Here is a 19,016-nt window from a genome sequence, read left to right as displayed (position 1 = left end):
AGCGCCGAAGCGGCTGGCCCGTTGCATTCCAGGGAGACCGACCATGCGCACACGGATAAAGATCTGCGGCCTGACGCGGGAAGCGGACATCGACGTCGCCGTGGCGGCGGGCGCCGATGCGCTGGGCTTCGTGCTCTGGCCGGGTAGCGAGCGGGCGATCGATCCCGACCGCCTCGCGCAGCTGGCGGCGCGGGTGCCGGCCTTCGTCGCCCGGGTCGGGCTGTTCGTCGATCAGGATCCCGAGTTCGTGCGCCGCTGCGCGCCGTATCTGGATCTGATCCAGTTCCACGGCGACGAGCCGCCGGAGGCTTGCCGCCAGGCGCCGCGTGCCTGGATCAAGGCGCTGCGCATGCGCGAGAGCATCGACCTGCACGCTGCTGCCGAGGCCTATCGCGAGGCGCGCGCGCTGCTGCTCGATGCCTATCGGCCGGGCGTGCCGGGCGGGACCGGCGAGGTCTTCGACTGGTCGCGGATCCCCGCAAGCCTGGCAAAACCTGTTATCCTCGCCGGAGGTCTGACGCCCGACAATGTCGGCGAGGCGGTGCGCCGCGTCCGGCCCTTTGCCGTCGACGTTTCAGGCGGCGTCGAGGCCACCCGTGGCATCAAGGATCCCGCCAAGCTGCGCGCTTTCATCGAACACGTGAACCTGACCCCAGAATCCTAAGCCAAGCGACCTTGTGAGGTGTCTTTCGTGACCACGTTCAGCGACCTGACCCGACTGCCCGATGCCCGCGGCCATTTCGGCCCGTACGGCGGCCGGTTCGTTTCGGAGACCCTGAGCTTCGCGCTGGAAGATCTCGAGAAGGCTTATGCGAGCCTTCGCGACGATCCCGATTTTCAGGCGGAATTCGATCGTGACCTGGCCACCTACGTCGGCCGCCCGTCTCCGCTGTATCACGCGCAGCGATGGTCCCGCCAGCTCGGCGGCGCGCAGATCTGGCTCAAGCGCGAGGATCTCAACCACACTGGCGCGCACAAGGTGAACAACACCATCGGTCAGGCGTTGCTTGCCAAGAAGAGCGGCAAGCCGCGGGTGATCGCCGAGACCGGCGCCGGCCAGCACGGCGTCGCCACGGCCACGGTCGCCGCGCGGCTGGGCCTTAAGTGCGACGTCTACATGGGCGCCGAGGACGTGCAGCGCCAGAAGCTCAACGTCTATCGCATGCACCTGCTCGGCGCCAACGTGATTCCGGTCGAGTCCGGCTCGCGGACCCTCAAGGACGCCATGAACGAGGCGCTGCGCGACTGGGTGACCAATGTCGACGACACCTTCTACATCATCGGCACCGTGGCCGGACCGCACCCGTACCCGATGCTGGTGCGCGACTTCAACGCGGTGATCGGCCGCGAGGCGCGCGCGCAGTCGCTCGAGCAGATCGGCCGACTGCCCGATGCGCTGATCGCCTGCGTCGGCGGCGGCTCCAACGCCATGGGGCTGTTCTATCCGTTCGCGGAAGACGCCGAGGTGGCGATGTACGGCGTCGAAGCCGGCGGCGACGGCGTCGACACAGGGCGTCATGCGGCGCCGCTGACCGCCAATGCGCCGACCGGCGTGCTGCACGGCAACCGCACCTACCTGATGTCGGACGAGGGCGGCCAGGTCCTCGAGACGCATTCGATCTCGGCGGGGCTCGATTACCCCGGTGTAGGGCCGGAGCATGCGCTGTGGAAGGACGTCGGCCGCGTCAAGTACGTGGCCGCCAACGACGACAAGGTACTCGAGGCGTTTCGCGAGCTTACCCACATGGAAGGCATCATGCCGGCGCTGGAATCGGCGCATGCGCTGGCCTACGCCAAGCTCCTGGCGCCGACCCTGAGCCCCGACCAGCACATCGTCGTCAACCTGTCCGGGCGTGGCGACAAGGATATCCTGACGGTTGCCAAGATCGATGGCGTCGAATTCTAAAGGCGGGGTTCAAATGGCTGCACTCGACCATACGGCGTTGAAAACACCCTCGTGCGCGAGTCCGATCGAACTGCTCTGTACGCCTTTGTACACTGCGCGTTCCTGGCTGTTTTCGCCTTGTCTGGCCTTCGTTCGCTGCTTTGAACTTTCGCCTTTGAGGGAAAAAAGTTAATGAACCGTATCGACCAACGTTTCGCCGCCCTCAAGGAACAGGGCCGCACCGCGCTGATTCCCTACATCACCGCCGGCGACCCCGGGCCGCAGCACACGGTGGGCTTCATGCACGCGCTGGTGGCGGCCGGCGCCGACGTCATCGAGCTGGGCATGCCGTTCTCGGACCCGATGGCCGATGGCCCGGTGATACAGAAGGCCTGCGAGCGGGCGCTCGAGGCCCGTACTCGGCTGACCGACATTTTCGCCATGGTCGCCGAGTTCCGCCGCGACGACGCCGATACGCCGGTGGTGCTGATGGGCTATCTCAACCCGATCGAGCGGCTCGGTTACGCCGGCTTCGCCGAACAGGCCGCCGCCGCCGGCGTCGACGGCGTGCTGGTCGTCGACATGCCGCCGGAAGAGAGCGACGAGCTCGCGCCGCTGTTCAAGACCCACGGCCTGCAGTCGATCTTTCTGGTCGCCCCTACCACCTCGCGTGCGCGTGCCGCTACAATATGCGCCCACGGTGAAGGGTACCTGTACTACGTTTCCCTCAAGGGGGTGACCGGTGCCGCCACGCTCGACGTCGAAGGCGTCGAGCGTCAGTTGCGCGGCCTGCGCGAATTGACCGAGCTGCCGCTATGCGTCGGCTTCGGGATTCGCGATGGCGCATCGGCCGCCGCCGTGGGGCGCATCGCCGACGGCGTGATCGTCGGTAGCGCCCTGGTTTCGCGCATCGCCGAGCGTGCCGAGCGGCCCGAGACCATCGCCGAGGCGCTCAAGGACGTGCTCGGCGAGATGCGTCAAGCGCTCGATGATTGAGCCGCAGCGGCCCTTCACGCGCATTCGTCGGGTCCGGTTGAATGCCGGGCCCAGTGACCGCAGCAGAATGGATACCTTTCGACCATGAGCTGGCTAGACAAGATCGTGCCGTCCATGGGACGCGTTCAGCGCAAGGATCGTCGCACCAGCGTGCCCGACGGCCTGTGGCGCAAGTGTCCCAAGTGTGATGGGGTGCTCTACCTCCCGGAGCTTGAAAAACACCACAACGTCTGCCCCAAGTGCGACCATCACTTGCGCCTGACGGCCCGCAAGCGCCTTGACTGGTTTCTCGACAGCGAAGGCCGCGAGGAGATCGCCGCCGGCTTGCAGCCCGTCGATCGGCTCAAGTTCCGCGACTCCAAGAAATACAAGGACCGCCTGGCGACGGCCCAGAAGGAGACTGACGAGAACGATGCGCTGATCGCCATGCGCGGGTCGCTCGATGGCCTGCCGGTGGTGGCGGTGGCCTTCGAGTTCACGTTCATGGGCGGCTCGATGGGCGCGGTGGTCGGCGAGAAGTTCGTGCGCGCCGCTAGCGTGGCGCTTGAGGAGGGCGTGCCGCTGGTGTGCTTTGCCGCCTCCGGCGGGGCGCGCATGCAGGAAGCGCTGTTCTCGCTGATGCAGATGGCCAAGACCTCGGCCGCGCTGGAGCGCTTGAAGCAGGCCGGCATTCCCTACATCTCGGTGCTCACCGATCCGGTGTTCGGCGGGGTCTCGGCGTCGCTGGCGATGCTCGGCGATCTCAACGTGGCCGAGCCCAACGCGCTGATCGGCTTCGCCGGCCCGCGGGTCATCGAGCAGACCGTGCGCGAACAATTGCCGGAAGGCTTCCAGCGCAGCGAGTTCCTGCTCGAGCACGGCACCGTCGACATGATCGTGCATCGCACCGAGATGCGCGAGCGGCTGGTCGGCGTGTTGCGCAAGCTGACCCATCACGCCTTGCCGATGCCTGAGGAGGAGCCGGTTGCCAGCGATCACGAAGCCGATGTCGAGGCCAGTTCGCTGATCGACGAATCGCTGATCGACGACGAATCGCTGGATGACCGTCGCTGAATGAGCCGGACTGCATCCGCCACTCCCGATGATGCCCTGCCTGACCGGGGGCTGTCTCTCGAGGCCTGGCTGGCGCGCCTCGAGCGTCAGCACCCGGTGGCCATCGATCTGGGCCTCGAGCGCGTGGCCGTCGTCGCCGAACGCCTGGGCTTGACCGAGTCGCCGCTTGCCGGTGCGCTGATCACTGTCGCCGGGACCAACGGCAAGGGCTCGACGGTGGCCATGCTCGAGGCGTTGGCCGGCGCTCACGGTCGCTCGACGGCGGCCTACACCTCGCCTCATCTGTTGCGTTACAACGAGCGCCTGCGCCTCGACGGCCGCGAGGCCGACGATGGCCTGCTGGTCGCCGGTTTCGAACGCGTCGAGGCCGCTCGCCTGATGTCCGAGCCGGTGAGCCTGACCTATTTCGAGGTCGGCACGCTGGCGGCGCTGTGGGCGATCGCCCAGCGCCGCCCCGAGGTGGCGATTCTCGAGGTCGGGCTGGGTGGGCGACTCGATGCGGTCAACGTCGTCGATTCGGATGTCGCCGTGGTGACCAGCGTGGCGCTCGATCATGCCGATTTCCTGGGTACCGACCTGGAGGCCATCGGCCGAGAGAAGGCGGGCATCCTGCGTGGCTCGCGGCCGGCGGTGCTGGGCCATGACCTGCCGGGCAGCGTGTTCGCGGCCGCCGAGGCCTGCGGGGCGCAGGCCTGGCGTCTGGGACGGGATTTCCAGCGCATTCATCGGCCATCCGCGTCCGCTGGCGAGGGCTGGCAGTGGCGGGGCGTCGATCGCCACGCCCAGGCGTTGCATTTGGACGACCTGCCGGTTCCGGGCCTGCCGCTGGACAACGCGGCACTGGCGATCCAGGCGCTGGCGCTGGCGGGTATCGAGCTTGAGCCTTCGGCCTGTCGCCGGGCCCTGGCCGAAGTGACGCTGGCCGGGCGCATGCAGTGGCTCGACAACTGGTGCCTGGACGTCGCCCACAATCCCCATGCCGCGAGCTACCTGGCGGCGCGACTCGCCGAACGGTCGCGTCCGGCACGCCGGATCGCGCTGCTCGGGATGCTGCGCGACAAGGATGCGCAGGGCATATTTAAGGCGCTATCCTCGCAGGTGGACGCCTGGGTCACGGTCAGCCTCGAAGGGCCGCGCGCGCGTAGCGCCGACGAGCTGGCCGAGCAGTTGATTGCGCATGGCGCGACGCTACTGCATCGTGCCGACTCGCCGGCGGCCGGTGCCGCCTGGCTGGCGGAAAGGCTCGCGGCCGACGACGAAGCGCTGGTCTGTGGTTCCTTCTATACCGTGGCCGAGGTGCTCGGCTGGCACGCCGCACAGGGGAGCCGTGGCGGGGCCGGAACCGCTCAGCATGGCCGTTAGGAGATTCGCTAGGAGAGTGACATGAAGTACGGAATGCGTGAACGCGTCAGCGGCGCCGTGATTCTTCTGGCCCTGGGGGTGATCTTCATTCCCATGCTGTTCGACGATCCGCCGACGCGCGAAGACCGCCCGGAGCCGGTGCTTACCATCGAGCAACCGATCGATATCAAGCAGACCCCCGTCGAGGCCCCCGAGCGGCCCGCGAGCCTGGGCCAGATCCAGTCGCCGCAGGCGCCGAGCCAGCCGGCGGGGCAGGCCCGACCCGACGCCGCCCGGGCCAACGCTCCCCAGCCCGACGATGCCGAGCCCGACAGGAGCGCAGCCGAGCAGGTCGCCGGTAACCAGCCCGCGCCAGGCAGCGCCTCGCAGGCCGAGTCGGATGCGCCGCGTCCCGATCCGATCGCCGCGCTGGCCCAGCGTGCCGGGCAGGACGGCCAGCAGGGCGAGGCCGGCACGCAAGCGGCCAATGGCGCTGCGCAGAGCAGCACACCGGCGGTCGCCGAGAACGGCGACTGGGCGGTGCAGGTGGGCAGTTTCGGTCAGCCGGACAACGCGGCGCGCCTCGAGAAACAGCTCGACGAGCAGGGGTTCGCGGCGTATAGCCGGCCGCGCGACAACAATCTGACGACGGTCTACGTTGGGCCGTTCGCCAGTTCGGACGACGGCGAGAAGGTCCGCACCGCGCTCAAGGAGCAGGCCAATATTCAGGGGCTGCTGATCAGGGTGCAGGAGAGCGAATGACCTTCACCTGGCTGGACTGGCTGTTCCTGGCCGTTCTGGCCGCGTCGATGCTGGCGGGTTTTTTGCGCGGGCTGGTCCGCGAGGCGCTGGGCCTGGGCGCCTGGATCGTCGCGCTGCTGGCCTCGCGGTGGTTGGCGCCGCCGCTGGCCGAGCGTCTCGGCGGCTGGATAGACAGTCCCGACGTGCGTCTGGTGGTGGCCTTCGTGGCGGTGATCTTCGTGGTGATCCTGCTCTGCGGGCTGGTGATCCGCGGCGTCCAGGCGGCCATCGAGTGGGTCGGCATGGGCTTCTTCAACCGCCTTGCCGGGGCCGGTTTCGGAATCCTGCGCGGCGGCGCGATCCTGGTGCTGGCGACGGTATTGATCAGCCTGACGCCATTGATGCAACTGCAATCCTGGCAGCAGGCACAGCTGCGACCGACCTTCGAGAATCTGCGCGACTGGGCGGTGGCGCGCTTCGTCGACTGGCAGCAGCGCAATCCGGAGAAGCTCGACGGGATTCGTTCGCTGTCGCTGCCGGTCGACGTGTCGAATCCGGGATCGGCGGATTCCGGCGCTTTTTCACGGGTACCCGAGCGTTCGAATGCGGCGGGTCCATTGCAAACGAGGTAAGGCGGAATGTGCGGTATCGTGGGCCTCATGGCCACCCAGCCGGTCAATCAGGCGCTTTATGATGCACTGACGGTGCTTCAGCACCGGGGGCAGGACGCCGCCGGGATGATGACCTGGCATGAAGGACGCTTCCTGCTGCGCAAGAGCAATGGACTGGTGCGCGACGTATTCCATACCCGCCACATGACGCGTCTCAAGGGCAATCTGGGCATCGGCCATGTGCGCTACCCGACCGCGGGCTCGTCGAGCGAGGCCGAATCGCAGCCGTTCTACGTCAACTCTCCGTATGGTCTGGCGCTGGCGCACAACGGCAACCTGACCAACTCGGACCAGCTCAAGCAGGAGCTGTACACCACCGACCTGCGCCACATCAACACCAGCTCGGATTCGGAGGTGCTGCTCAACGTCTTCGCCCATGAGCTGGGCAAGCAGGGCCACCACCTCAACCCCGAGGACATTTTCGACGCGGTGCGTCGCGTGCATCGTCGTTGCCGCGGCGGCTATGCCGCGGTGGCGATGATCAACGGCTTCGGCATGGTGGCGTTCCGCGACCCGCAGGGCATCCGCCCGGTGGTGTTCGGCTCGCGCCAGACGCCGGAAGGCCAGGACGTGATGATCGCTTCCGAATCGGTGGCGCTGGACGTCGGCGGCTTCGAACTGGCCCGCGACCTGGCACCGGGCGAGGCGATCTTCGTCGACCTGCAGGGCGCGGTGCATACCCAGCTGTGCGCCGACCGGCCGGTGCTGGCGCCATGCATCTTCGAACACGTCTATCTGGCGCGGCCCGACTCGATCCTCGATGGCGCCTACGTCTACGGCACGCGCATGCAGATGGGCCGCAAGCTCGGCGATCGCATCCTCAAGGAGTGGCCGGAGCATGACATCGACGTGGTCATCCCGATCCCCGACACCTCGCGGACTTCGGCGCTGGAACTGGCTCAGCATCTGGGCGTGACGTACCGCGAAGGCTTCATGAAGAATCGCTATATCGGGCGGACGTTTATCATGCCGGGGCAGACCCAGCGCAAGAAGTCGGTGCGTCAGAAGCTCAACGCCATCGACATCGAGTTCGCCGGCAAGAACGTGCTGCTGGTCGACGACTCGATCGTGCGCGGCACGACCTGCAAGCAGATCATCCAGATGGCCCGCGAAGCCGGTGCCAACAAGGTCTACTTCGCCTCGGCGGCGCCGCCGGTGCGCTATCCCAACGTCTACGGGATCGACATGCCGGCGGCCAGCGAATTGATCGCCCACGGTCGCAGCGAGGCGGAGGTCGGCGAGCTGATCGGCGCCGACCGGATCTTCTATCAGGATCTCGAGGATCTCAAGACGGCCTGTCGCGACGTCAACCCACAGATCGAGCGTTTCGACTGCTCGGTGTTCGATGGCGAGTACATCACCGGCGATATCGACGCTGCATATCTGGCCGCGCTGGAGGCCTCGCGCAACGATGCCGCCAAGACCCAGGACGGCACCGGCCATGCGGTGGTCGATCTGCACAATGACGTCGAGGACTACGACTAATGGGGGCTTGATGCACGAACACGATTTCGACGGCGACGCCTGGTCGCTGGATACCCTGGCGGTACGCGCCGGCCATGTACGCAGCGCCGAGCAGGAGCACAGCGAGCCGATCTTCGCGACCTCGAGCTTCGTCTATGGCAGCGCCGCCGAAGCGGCGCGCAAGTTCGCCGGCGAGGAGCCGGGCAACATCTACTCGCGCTTCACCAACCCCACCGTGCGCGTCTTCGAGGAGCGCCTGGCGGCGCTGGAGGGCGGCGAGCGCTGCGTGGCGACCAGTTCGGGGATGGCGGCGATTCTCGCGACCGCGCTGGGGCTGCTCGAGGCCGGCGACGAGATCGTCGCTTCGCGTTCGCTGTTCGGTTCCACGGTGAGCCTGTTCAGCAAGTATCTGGGCAAGTTCGGCATCACCACCCGCTACGTGGAGCTGGGCAATCTCGACGAGTGGCAGGCGGCGATCACTCCCGACACCAAGTTGCTGTTCGCCGAGACGCCGTCCAATCCGCTCTCCGAGGTGGTCGATATCGCCGCGCTGGCCGAGATCGCCCATCGCCACGGCGCCTGGCTGGCGATCGACAACTGCTTCCTGACGCCGGCTCTGCAGCGTCCGCTGGAGCTCGGCGCCGATCTGGTGATTCATTCCGCCACCAAGTATCTGGATGGTCAGGGCCGGGCGATCGGCGGCGCGGTGGTGGGCGCTGACCGCGAACTCGAGGAGTTGTTCGGGGTGGTGCGCACCTGCGGGCCTTGCATGAGCCCGTTCAACGCTTGGATCTTCCTCAAGGGGCTGGAGACGCTGGGCCTGCGCATGCGCGCGCATTGCGAGAGCGCCCTGGCGTTGGCGCAGTGGCTAGAGGCGCACCCGGCGGTTGCCCGGGTGCACTACAGCGGTTTGAAGAGTCATCCCCAGCACGCGCTGGCCCGGGCGCAGCAGACAGGCTTCGGCGCGGTGCTCGGCGTCGAGATCGCCGGCGGTCGCGAGGGCGCCTGGTCGGTGATCGATGCCACCCGGCTGATGTCGATCACCGGCAATCTGGGCGACGCCAAGACCACCATTACCCATCCGGCGACCACCACCCACGGGCGTCTTTCCGACGAGCAGAAGGTCGCTTCGGGAATCAGCGAAGGGTTGATTCGCATCGCCGTGGGCCTGGAAGGGTTGGCCGATCTCAAGGCGGACCTGGCGCGCGGCCTCGATCGACTCGCCTAGGAGTCTGTCGGGCCTGGCCGATCGTCGACGCTGCGCTCGCGGAGCGTTTTTATGCGTGCGATGCCACCTTAGGAGCCGCGCTCCTCGCCCTATGCCCCATGAGTGCATCTTGCTGACAAGGAGTGGGTTGGGATCGATCGTCAATCGGACGCAGGGCGCCTACGGGCGCCCTTGTCGTTTCTGCAATCGCCACTGGAAATCACTTTCAACGCTTATTGTCCCTTTAAGGGGTTGTAGTCGTGACGGCATTGGTTCTAATGTCAAAGTCAAAACAACAACAGTAACAAAATGATACCTGCCTCGGGTCGCACGCCAGGCGACAAAACGACAACAATCGCTACGCACAGGTAATGCTGCATGACCCAGACCCTCGAAGCTGAGCCGCCAACGCAAGCGGCGGCCGACAAGACGTGTTTTGCCCGCTTCCGCAGCGTCCAGAAGAGCTATGACGGCGTCGAGCTGGTGGTCAAGGACTTCAACCTGGATGTCCGGCAGGGCGAGTTCGTCACCCTGCTGGGGCCGTCGGGCTCCGGCAAGACCACCTGCCTGATGATGATGGCGGGGTTCGAGACGCCGACTCATGGCGAGATCCTGCTCAAGGGCGAACCGATCAATGGCTTGCCGCCGCACAAGCGGGGCATCGGCATGGTCTTCCAGAACTACGCGCTGTTTCCGCACATGACGGTGGCCGAGAATCTCGCCTTCCCCCTCGAGGTGCGCCATCTGAGCAAGGCCGAGATCAAGCAGAAGGTCCAGCGTGCCCTGGCGATGGTCCGGCTCGATGAGTTCGGCGACCGCCGCCCGGCGCAGCTGTCCGGCGGTCAGCAGCAGCGTGTGGCGCTGGCGCGCGCGCTGGTCTTCGAGCCCGAGCTGGTGTTGATGGACGAGCCGCTCGGGGCGCTGGACAAGAATCTCCGCGAGGAGATGCAATACGAAATCAAGCGTATCCATGCCGAGCTGGGGGTGACCATGCTCTACGTCACCCACGATCAGACCGAAGCGCTGACCATGTCCGATCGCATCGCCGTGTTCAACGATGGCGTGGTCCAGCAGCTGGCTTCGCCGGACACCCTCTATGAGCAGCCTGAAAACGCCTTCGTCGCCTATTTCATCGGCGAGAACAATCGCCTGCGCGGCGAAGTCACCGAGCTCGCTGGCGAGCGCTGCCAGGTACGCCTGGATAGCGGCGAGACGGTGATCGCCACGCCGGTCGCGGTCGCCGAGACTGGCGTCCGGACCACGTTGTCGCTACGTCCCGAGCGGGTCAGCCTGCTGCGCGAAGACAGTCGTGAATTCGAGAACCGTTTCTCGGCGAAAGTCCAGGAGGTGATCTATCTCGGCGACCATCTGCGTACACGGCTGTCGGTCTGCGGCAACGACGAGTTCATCATCAAGACCCCCAACGCCGACGGTCACAGCGTGCTGCGCCCGGGGGAAACGGTCGAGATCGGCTGGTCGAGCGCCGATTGCCGGGCTCTGGATGCCTGAGTCGAACACTGCTTCGAGCTGAGGTAACCGAAAGCGATGTCGCCCGGCGGCGTGGCGCTGCCGCTCGCCGGACATTGCAGGATGGCGTGATAACAACAACTGGAGAAACACCGCATGAACAACACAAGACTCTTCAAGGGAACGTTGATCAAGGATACGTTGATCAAGGGCGCCGTGGCGGGTGCCTTCGGGCTGTCCACGTTGACGCTGGCGGTATCCGCGCAGGCCGAGACGCTGAATATCGTCTCCTGGGGCGGGGCCTACAGCATGAGCCAGCAGAAAGCCTATAACGAGCCGTGGATGAAAAAGTCCGGCGACGAGATCGTCAACATCGACCGTAGCGGCAATGCCCTGGCCGGGCTGCGCGCGCAGTCGCAGGCGGGCAACGTGACCTGGGATCTGGTCGACATGTTGCCGGCGGATGCCCTGATCGCCTGCGCCGAGGGGCTGATCGAACCGCTCGATCACGATGCGCTGCTGGCCGACGCACCCGACGGCACGCCGCCCAGCGAAGACTTCATCGAGAATTCGCTGGATGAGTGTTTCGTACCCTCGATCGTCTATTCCAACATCGTCGCCTTCAATACCGAGATGTTCCCCGAGGACAAGCAGCCCAGCACCATCGCCGACGTCTTCGATCTCGAGAACTATCCGGGCAAACGCACGCTGATGCGCAAGCCGATCAACAACCTCGAGTGGGCATTGGTCGCCGACGGCGTGGCGCCGGAAGATGTCTACGACGTGCTCGAGACCGAAGAGGGCGTGGCCCGTGCGTTCGCCAAGCTCGATACCATCAAGGATCAGGTGATCTGGTGGGAAGAGGGTGCCCAGCCGCCGCAACTGCTGGCCGACCAGGAAGTTGCCTTCGGCTCGGCGTATAACGGTCGTATCTTCAACGCCGCGGCCAACGAGGGCCAGCCGTTCGAGATCATCTGGGACGCCCAGGTGTTCGAGCTCGATGGCTGGGTGGTGCCCACCGGCAAGCTCGACAAGGTCAAGGACTACCTGTACTTCGCCACCGATACCCAGCGGCTGGCCGATCAGGCCAAGTACATTTCCTATGGCCCGGCGCGCAAGTCATCGGCCAAGATGGTAACCACCCTGGCCGGTACCGATATCGAGATGAAGCCGCACATGCCCACCTACGGTCCCAACTTCGAAACCGCTATCCCCAAGGACAACGAGTTCTGGGCCGACCACAACGACGAACTGACCCAGCGCTTCAACGCCTGGCTGGCCCAGTAAGTTCCGCCACGCCACCCCGGCCGGGGTGGCGTGGCTCCTTGGTAGGCTCGAATCCTTTCCGGAGAGACCCGCGTGTCCGAATCTCCCACCGCTCCCCTGAAAACCGCCGATGGCGTACCGCTTAAGACCAGTCTGCGCCGTGCCGTGCGGCGTTCGAAGCTCAAGGCGCTGCTGCTGGTGTCGCCGCTGCTGGCGTTCTTGATCATCGCTTTCGTCATGCCGCTGTTCGACATGCTGTGGCGCAGCGTCGACAACCCCGAAGTCTCCACCGCGCTGCCGCAGACCAGCCAGGCGCTGGCCGACTGGGATGGCGAGTCGCTACCCGACGAGCCGGCCTTCGCCGCGCTGGCCGCCGATCTCGAGGCGGGCGCCAAGGCGCGCAACCTGGGGCTGGTGGCGAGCCGTCTCAACTACGAGAAATCCGGCATGCGGTCGGCGCTGATGGGTACCGCGCGGCGTGTCGCCAAGCTGGAAGCACCCTATAAAGCCGCCCTGATCGATATCAACGACGACTGGGGCGAACTCGCGACCTGGCGGGTGATCAAGCGCGAGTCGTCGCCCTATACACTGTCCTACTACCTGGCAGCCGTCGATCATCAGTATTCCCCCGATGGCGAGATCGTCGCGGTGCCTGATTACATGCAGGTTTACGGAACGCTGTTCTGGCGAACGTTCTGGATGAGTGGCGTCATCATGCTGACGACCCTGATACTCGGTTACCCGGTCGCCTTCCTGCTCGCCAACTTGCCGCTGCGCCATTCCAACCTGTTGATGATCCTGGTGCTGTTGCCGTTCTGGACCTCGTTGCTGGTGCGTACCACCACCTGGATCGCCATCCTGCAGTCGCAGGGAGTGCTCAACGATCTGATGGTGGCGCTGGGGATCATCGCCGACGAGGCGCGATGGCAGATGATCTACAACAAGACGGGGACGATCATCGCCATGACCCATATCCTGCTGCCGTTCATGATCCTGCCGTTGTACTCGGTGATGAAGACCATTCCGCCGAGTTACATGCACGCCGCCCGCTCGCTGGGCGGGAAGCCCTTGCTGTGCTTCCGGCGGGTGTATTTTCCGCTGACCATTCCCGGGATTGCCGCCGGCGGAATACTGGTGTTCATCCTGTCGATCGGCTACTACATCACGCCGGCGCTGGTCGGCGGGCAATCGGGGCGCTTCATCACCAATTCCATCGCCTACCACATGCAGACCTCGCTCAACTGGGGGCTGGCGGCGGCGATCGCCTCGATCCTGCTGTTCGTGGTGGTGGTCTGCTACCTGGTCTTCAATCGCCTGATTGGCGTCGACAAAGTCAAGCTGGGGTAACGCAATGGCGCTTCCATCCTACGCCACGCGTGGCGAACGCATCTGGCACTATGTCTTCCTGGGGCTGTGCGGATTGGTCTTCCTGTTCCTGATCGGTCCGCTGCTGCTGGTCATCCCCCTGTCGTTCAATGCCGAACCCTATTTCACCTTCACCAAGGCTATGCTGCAGCTGGATCCGGACGGCTATTCGCTGCGCTGGTACCAGGATTTCTTCACCTCCAGCGAATGGCTCAATTCGATCAAGAACAGTTTCATCGTCGGCATCGCTGCGACGTTGCTGGCCACGATGCTCGGTACGATCGCCGCGCTGGGTCTGTCGAGCCGACACATGCCGGCACGTGGCGCGGTGATGGCATTGCTGATCTCGCCGATGATCGTGCCGTTGATCATTTCGGCGGCGGCGATGTTCTTCTTCTTTTCCAAGGTCAATCTGGCGCAGACCTACCTGGGAGTGATCCTCGCCCACACGGTGCTGGGCATTCCCTTCGTGGTAATCACGGTGACCGCCACGCTGTCGAGCTTCGATACCACCCTGAACCGTGCCGCGCACAGCCTGGGCGCCAACCCCACCCGGACCTTCTTCAAGGTCGTCTTGCCGTTGGTCACCCCGGGTGTGGTGTCGGGGGCGCTGTTCGCCTTCATCACCTCGTTCGACGAGGTGGTGGTGGTGCTGTTCATAGCCGGCCCCGAGCAGCGCACCATGCCGATCCAGATGTGGTCGGGGATTCGCGAGCAGATAAGCCCGACGATCCTCGCGGTGGCGACGATGCTGGTGCTGCTGTCGATGCTGCTGCTGACCACGCTGGAACTGCTGCGCCGACGCAGCGAGCGGATGCGCGGCATGACGCCGGGCTAGCCCGATACGCTTACCGCGCGCCCGGCCCTGCCGCGGGCTCGGTCTTCACGCACCGCAGCGGGCCATGAAGCGCCGATCCAGGTGCTGCTTGAGTTGCAGGGCCAGGCGGCCTTTCCACCACCAGCGGTCCCAGAGTGCCAGGCCGCGCCCATCGCCGAGATTGAGCACCGATAGATAGCGGCGCTGCGGCTGGTAGTCGCGCAGCGGCTCGCCGGCGAGCCAGGCGCAGAGATTGTCGAGCAGCACCGGCGCCTGACGGACCCCGAATACGCCGAGCTTGGGGCAAGGTGCATGGCGGAGCCAGGCGCAGTCGCCGACGGCGAAGATGCGCGAGTCGTCGGGGCTGTGCAGCGCCGGGGTGATGGCCAGGCCTTGGCGCGAATCGCAGGCAAGGCCAAGCTCGCCGGTAAGCTCAGGGGCGATCAAACCGTTGGCGAGCACCACATGCTCGACGCTCAGACGCATGCCGTCGTCGAGGCGCAGCTCGCCGGCTTGATAGCCCACGGCCGAGGCGGCCAGTTCGAGGCGCACTCCACGCCGTTCCAGGCGTCGCTCGATCCACGCGCCGGCGGCGCGTGGTGCGTTGGGCAGCAATCTTTCGCTGGCGCTGACCAGGGTGATGCCAGGTTCGCGCCCGTAGCGGGCGTAGAGCGCGACCAGGTTGGCGGTCAGTTCGACTCCGGTGGGTCCGCCACCGATGACCGCCAGGCGCGGCGCTTCGGCGTTGCCGGCGAGCGCCGATTCGAGCTGCTGGCGCAGCCGCCACAGAGTTGCGATGGGTTTCACCGGCCAGACGTTGTCACCACTCGACAGGCCGAAGATCGTTGAGGGATCGACGCGACTGCCCAGGTTCAACGACAGCAGATCATAAGCGAGCGGTGGCGAACCGACGAGCTGCACCTGACGCCGCTGGCGGTCGATACCGCTCACCCGGTCGGCGATGAATTCGCCGCCCTGGGCCCTGATCAGCGATGCCGGGTCGAGCCGGTCCTGGCTGGCCTCGTAGTCGCCGCCGAGCATGCCGGTGGCCATGCCGGAGTACCAGAAGTCGCCGGGAGAGATCAGCGTCACATGCGCACCGCGCTCGATCAGGCGACGGGCATGGCCGGCGACGTGCAGGTGGGCATGCCCGGCGCCTACCAGCACGACATTCGCGGTTTCGCTCATCATCATCCCCACTCGACAGGAAACTTCAGTCTAATGCCTTCGGACACGAGTTGGCAGTGGCGTGCCGAGTTCGCTCCGCGGCGATCGCTAGACCTCTAACGGCCTTGAAATGCCCGGCCGCCGACCTCAATTTCAATAATGTCGGTCCTGCTGGCCGACGAACGCTCCGAAAAAGGCAGGGAGGCTAGCATGGCCCAATCAAACATCATTCCGCGCATCGGTCTCGGTACCTATCGCCTCAAGGACCAGCAGGTCATCGATTCGGTCAAGTCGGCTCTTGCGCTCGGCTATCGACACATCGATACCGCCCAGATCTACGATAACGAGCAGCCGGTCGGCGAGGCCATCAAGCAAAGCGGCGTGCCTCGCGACGAGATATTCCTGACCACCAAGGTCTGGTGGGATCGCTTTCGTCACGATGAGCTGATCGCCAGCCTCGAGGAAAGCTGTCGCAAGCTCGCCGTCGAGCGGGTCGATCTGGCGCTGATCCATTGGCCGTCGCCCAATGACGAGATACCCATGGCGGAATACATCGGCGCGCTCAACGCGGCACGCGAGAAGGGACTGGCCCGGCACATCGGCGTCTCGAACTTCACCCTGGCGCATCTCGATGAGGCACTGTCGGTACCGGGAGGCGAGCATCTGATTACCAACCAGATCGAAGTCCATCCATTCCTGGCCAACCGAACGCTGGTCGAGCACAGCCAGGCCAAGGGGCTTGAGGTCACCGGCTACATGCCGCTCGCCGTCGGTAAGGTGATGAACGAACCGGTGCTCCGCCAGATCGCTGACGATCACGACGCCACGCCGGCCCAAGTCGCGCTGGCCTGGGTTGCGTCGCGCGATATCGCGGTGATTCCCTCGTCCACCCGGCCCGAGCATCAGCAAGCCAACCTGGCGGCGCTCGAGCTGACCCTGAGCGATGACGAGATGGCGCGCATCGAGCGTCTGGATGTGGGCGAGCGGATCGCCAACCCGGATTTCGCACCCAAGTGGGACGCCTGAGCGAGCCGGGCCTTCACCTGGGGCAATCAAGGGGTCTGCATGTCGACCATCGCGGTGGCGCGGGCCTCTCGCCCCGACTTTCTAGTATTGGCGCCGCTTTGCGTAGTGCTGGGGGTGAGCCTCGCCGCTCGCCAGTCGGTCGTCCTCGACCCCCTCGAGGTGGTGCTGGTGCTGATCGGCGGGCTGCTTGCTCATGTAGCCGTCAACCTGCTCAACGAGTATGACGATTTTCGCTCCGGCCTCGACATGCTCACCCGGCGAACCCCGTTCTCCGGCGGCAGCGGTGCGTTGCCAGAAACGCCCTCGGCGGCACCCGGCGTATTGATCACGGCATGCTGCATGCTGGCGGTCGTCGTGGCGATCGGTATCTACTTCCTGTGGCTGCGAGGCTGGCCGATGCTGGTGCTGGGCCTGAGCGGCGTGGTCTTGATAGTGGCCTATACACGCTGGATTACCCGCTCGCCGCCGTTATGCCTGCTGGCGCCGGGGCTGGGCTTCGGCCCGAGCATGGTGCTGGGCAGCCTGGTCGCGTCAGGCGGGCAACTCGATGGGGGGGCGCTGATTGCCTCGATGGTCGCGCTGCTGCTGGTCAGTGAACTACTGCTGATCAACCAGTTTCCCGATAGGGAGGCCGACCGGCGTATCGGTCGCCGCCATCTGCCCATCGTGCTGGGCTTGCCCCGCGCCTCGCGGTGGGTTGGGGCCTTGCTGCTGGGCGGCTACGCGCTGATCGCGCTGGGGCGGGTAAGCCAACTGCTGCCGGCGGGGGTCTGGCTGGCCTGGCTCACGCTTCCCGCGGCGCTGTGGGTGGTCCTGCGTCTACCTTGCGTGCTGGAAGATCGCGAGGCACTGATGCGCGTGATGGGCGTCAATGTGGCGACGCTGCTCTCGACGCTCGCACTGTTGTCTGTCGGATTATGGTGGCAATGACGAAGGGCAGAGCCGCCTCGGGTCGCCGATTCGCAAGGAACGATAGCCAGTCGACACGCGGAGCCGGCTTGCGATGCCGCTCGCTCGCGGCAATCGCCGTGGCAGATCGATAAGACCTCGCTCCCATGCCAGAATGCGCTCCCCTTGATTCGCAAGGAGCTCCAGTGGCCGCGACGCTGCCTCGACAACTCTGGCAACAGACCTGGCCCATGGCGCTGGGGGTATTGTCGCTGCTCGGTTTCCAATTGGTCGACAGCGCTTTCATCGCCCGATTGGGCACCGCACCGCTGGCCGCGCAGTCGTTCACCTTTCCCTTGTCGTTCTTGATCATCGGCGTGCAGGTAGGGCTGGGTATCGCCATCGCCGCGTTGATCTCGCGGGCGCTGGGCGCCGATGAGCAGGCTCGCGCAAGGCGGCTGGGCAGTCTGGTACTGCTGGGTGGTGGTGCAATCATCGCGCTGTTGGCACTGGTGCTGTTGAGCGCCCAGGAGCCGCTGTTTCGCCAACTCGGCGCCGCGCCCGAACTACTGCCGTTGATCCGCAGCTACTGGGCGCCGCAGTTGCTGGCCGCCTGGCTGGGGGCGGCGCTGTATTTCGGTTACAGCCTGTTCCGTGCGCACGGCGATACCCGCTTGCCCGGCAAGCTGATGGTGATCACCAGCCTGATCAACCTGCTGCTCGATCCATTGCTGATCTTCGGCATCGGTGGCTGGCCGGGGCTGGGCCTGCCCGGTGCCGCCTGGGCCACGGCGCTGGCATTCGGCGCCGGGCTGGTGATTCTGGGCCGTCGGCTGGGCAAGACCGATTGGCTGGCGCGTCACGGGCTGGTCGGGGAGGCCCGGCGTTCGCTGGGCCCCTTCACGGCGATCGCCGGGCCGGCCATGGTCAGCCAGCTGATGCCGCCGCTGGCGGCGATGCTGGCGACGGCGATCGTCGCCTCGCTGGGCCCAACCAGCGTGGCCGCCTGGGGCATGGCGAGTCGCCTGGAAACCGTTTCGCTGATGGTGGTGCTGGCGCTGACCATGTCGTTGCCGCCCTGGCTGGGGCGCTGTTACGGCGCCGGCGATTGGCCGCAGATTCGCCGCTTGATGGCGCTGGCGTTCAAGGTGGCGGTTCTGTGGCAACTGGCGCTGGGCGGCGTGCTGGCACTGTTCGCGCCCTGGGTGGCGATGGCGCTCTCGGGTAATCCTGAGGTACGTGGCGAGCTGAGTGTGCTGATCCGCGGCCTGTTGCCGAGCTATGCGTTGCTCGGGCTGTGCATGCTGGTGGTGTCGGCCTCGAATGCGCTGGGCTGGCCGCTGCGGGCCATGCTGCTGTCCTGCGCGCGGTTGTTTGCCTGCTACCTGCCGTGTCTATGGCTGGGTACCCAATGGGGTGGCATCGCCGGCACGGCGTTGGGTGCGGCCATCGGCAATGGGCTGGCCGGCGGGCTGGCTTATTTGATGTTCAGGCGCTCGATCGACGAACGCGGCAGGCGTACCAGTGTTATAAACTGATATTGGCTCTTCGTCGTTGGGTGTGGAATTCGTCCCTTGAACTGGGCCAGGATATGACCTCCACATGGACAGGAGGCAGGACATGAACAGTACGCAGATTCTGACCCTTGGCCTGGGCCTTGAA

Annotated in this window: 17 protein-coding genes; 16 read left to right on the top strand and 1 reads right to left on the bottom strand. The window is 65.6% G+C overall.

What is annotated here, in order from left to right; all coding sequences use genetic code 11:
* Positions 1 to 43: 43 nt before the first annotated feature.
* The 13 genes from K7I12_RS13845 to K7I12_RS13785 all read left to right on the top strand — a co-directional run bounded on the left by K7I12_RS13845 (position 44) and on the right by K7I12_RS13785 (position 14,294).
* Positions 44 to 664 carry a phosphoribosylanthranilate isomerase gene (locus K7I12_RS13845; protein ID WP_031384439.1) on the top strand — a complete coding sequence of 207 codons (621 nt, stop codon included), beginning with the start codon at positions 44 to 46 and terminating at the stop codon, positions 662 to 664.
* A gap of 27 nt (positions 665 to 691) precedes the next feature.
* Positions 692 to 1,906 (top strand): tryptophan synthase subunit beta, encoded by a 1,215-nt coding sequence (gene trpB / locus K7I12_RS13840; protein ID WP_031384438.1) that lies wholly within the window; start codon positions 692 to 694, stop codon positions 1,904 to 1,906.
* Between the two features lie 171 nt (positions 1,907 to 2,077).
* Positions 2,078 to 2,881, top strand: coding sequence for a tryptophan synthase subunit alpha (gene trpA / locus K7I12_RS13835; protein ID WP_031384437.1), 804 nt, complete (start codon positions 2,078 to 2,080; stop codon positions 2,879 to 2,881).
* An 84-nt stretch (positions 2,882 to 2,965) separates the two neighbouring features.
* Positions 2,966 to 3,934 (top strand): acetyl-CoA carboxylase, carboxyltransferase subunit beta, encoded by a 969-nt coding sequence (gene accD / locus K7I12_RS13830; protein WP_031384436.1) that lies wholly within the window; start codon positions 2,966 to 2,968, stop codon positions 3,932 to 3,934.
* A complete protein-coding gene (gene folC, locus K7I12_RS13825) occupies positions 3,935 to 5,296 on the top strand; it encodes a bifunctional tetrahydrofolate synthase/dihydrofolate synthase (protein ID WP_051907496.1) in 1,362 nt (453 codons plus the stop codon).
* A gap of 21 nt (positions 5,297 to 5,317) precedes the next feature.
* Positions 5,318 to 6,037, top strand: a complete 720-nt coding sequence (locus K7I12_RS13820; RefSeq protein WP_031384434.1) for an SPOR domain-containing protein — start codon at positions 5,318 to 5,320, stop codon at positions 6,035 to 6,037.
* Positions 6,034 to 6,648: a CvpA family protein gene (locus K7I12_RS13815; protein WP_035575342.1), complete on the top strand. Its 615-nt coding sequence runs from the start codon at positions 6,034 to 6,036 to the stop codon at positions 6,646 to 6,648. Before K7I12_RS13820 ends, K7I12_RS13815 begins: the two co-directional genes overlap by 4 nt.
* A 6-nt stretch (positions 6,649 to 6,654) precedes the next feature.
* Positions 6,655 to 8,172 carry an amidophosphoribosyltransferase gene (gene purF, locus K7I12_RS13810; RefSeq protein WP_031384432.1) on the top strand — a complete coding sequence of 506 codons (1,518 nt, stop codon included), beginning with the start codon at positions 6,655 to 6,657 and terminating at the stop codon, positions 8,170 to 8,172.
* 10 nt (positions 8,173 to 8,182) lie between these two features.
* Positions 8,183 to 9,379: an O-succinylhomoserine sulfhydrylase gene (locus K7I12_RS13805; RefSeq protein WP_031384431.1), complete on the top strand. Its 1,197-nt coding sequence runs from the start codon at positions 8,183 to 8,185 to the stop codon at positions 9,377 to 9,379.
* Positions 9,380 to 9,736: 357 nt separating this feature from the next.
* Positions 9,737 to 10,867 carry an ABC transporter ATP-binding protein gene (locus K7I12_RS13800; protein WP_031384430.1) on the top strand — a complete coding sequence of 377 codons (1,131 nt, stop codon included), beginning with the start codon at positions 9,737 to 9,739 and terminating at the stop codon, positions 10,865 to 10,867.
* A 114-nt stretch (positions 10,868 to 10,981) separates the two neighbouring features.
* The gene (locus tag K7I12_RS13795) at positions 10,982 to 12,112 is read left to right on the top strand and encodes an extracellular solute-binding protein (RefSeq protein WP_051907495.1); all 1,131 of its coding nucleotides are present in this window, start codon (positions 10,982 to 10,984) and stop codon (positions 12,110 to 12,112) included.
* A gap of 72 nt (positions 12,113 to 12,184) precedes the next feature.
* Complete coding sequence (locus tag K7I12_RS13790; RefSeq protein ID WP_035575339.1) at positions 12,185 to 13,438, top strand: ABC transporter permease; 1,254 nt, start codon at positions 12,185 to 12,187, stop codon at positions 13,436 to 13,438.
* A 4-nt stretch (positions 13,439 to 13,442) separates the two neighbouring features.
* Positions 13,443 to 14,294 carry an ABC transporter permease gene (locus tag K7I12_RS13785; protein ID WP_031384427.1) on the top strand — a complete coding sequence of 284 codons (852 nt, stop codon included), beginning with the start codon at positions 13,443 to 13,445 and terminating at the stop codon, positions 14,292 to 14,294.
* A gap of 45 nt (positions 14,295 to 14,339) precedes the next feature.
* Here the strand turns inward: K7I12_RS13785 and K7I12_RS13780 are convergent, their stop codons facing one another.
* Positions 14,340 to 15,461: an NAD(P)/FAD-dependent oxidoreductase gene (locus tag K7I12_RS13780; RefSeq protein ID WP_231664467.1), complete on the bottom strand. Its 1,122-nt coding sequence runs from the start codon at positions 15,459 to 15,461 to the stop codon at positions 14,340 to 14,342.
* 189 nt (positions 15,462 to 15,650) lie between these two features.
* Here K7I12_RS13780 and dkgB point away from each other — a divergent pair, with 189 nt between their 5' ends.
* From dkgB to K7I12_RS13765, 3 genes are all read left to right on the top strand, one after another.
* A complete protein-coding gene (gene dkgB / locus K7I12_RS13775) occupies positions 15,651 to 16,466 on the top strand; it encodes a 2,5-didehydrogluconate reductase DkgB (protein ID WP_031384425.1) in 816 nt (271 codons plus the stop codon).
* 39 nt (positions 16,467 to 16,505) lie between these two features.
* Positions 16,506 to 17,396, top strand: a complete 891-nt coding sequence (locus tag K7I12_RS13770) for a prenyltransferase (RefSeq protein WP_031384424.1) — start codon at positions 16,506 to 16,508, stop codon at positions 17,394 to 17,396.
* Positions 17,397 to 17,605: 209 nt separating this feature from the next.
* Complete coding sequence (locus K7I12_RS13765; RefSeq protein WP_231664473.1) at positions 17,606 to 18,892, top strand: MATE family efflux transporter; 1,287 nt, start codon at positions 17,606 to 17,608, stop codon at positions 18,890 to 18,892.
* Positions 18,893 to 19,016 lie beyond the last annotated feature (124 nt).

This window comes from Halomonas sp. IOP_31 (assembly GCF_021151495.1).
Lineage (GTDB): Bacteria > Pseudomonadota > Gammaproteobacteria > Pseudomonadales > Halomonadaceae > Modicisalibacter > Modicisalibacter zincidurans.
Note: the sequence above shows the minus strand (reverse complement) of the source record. Positions and strands in the feature narration are given on the sequence as shown.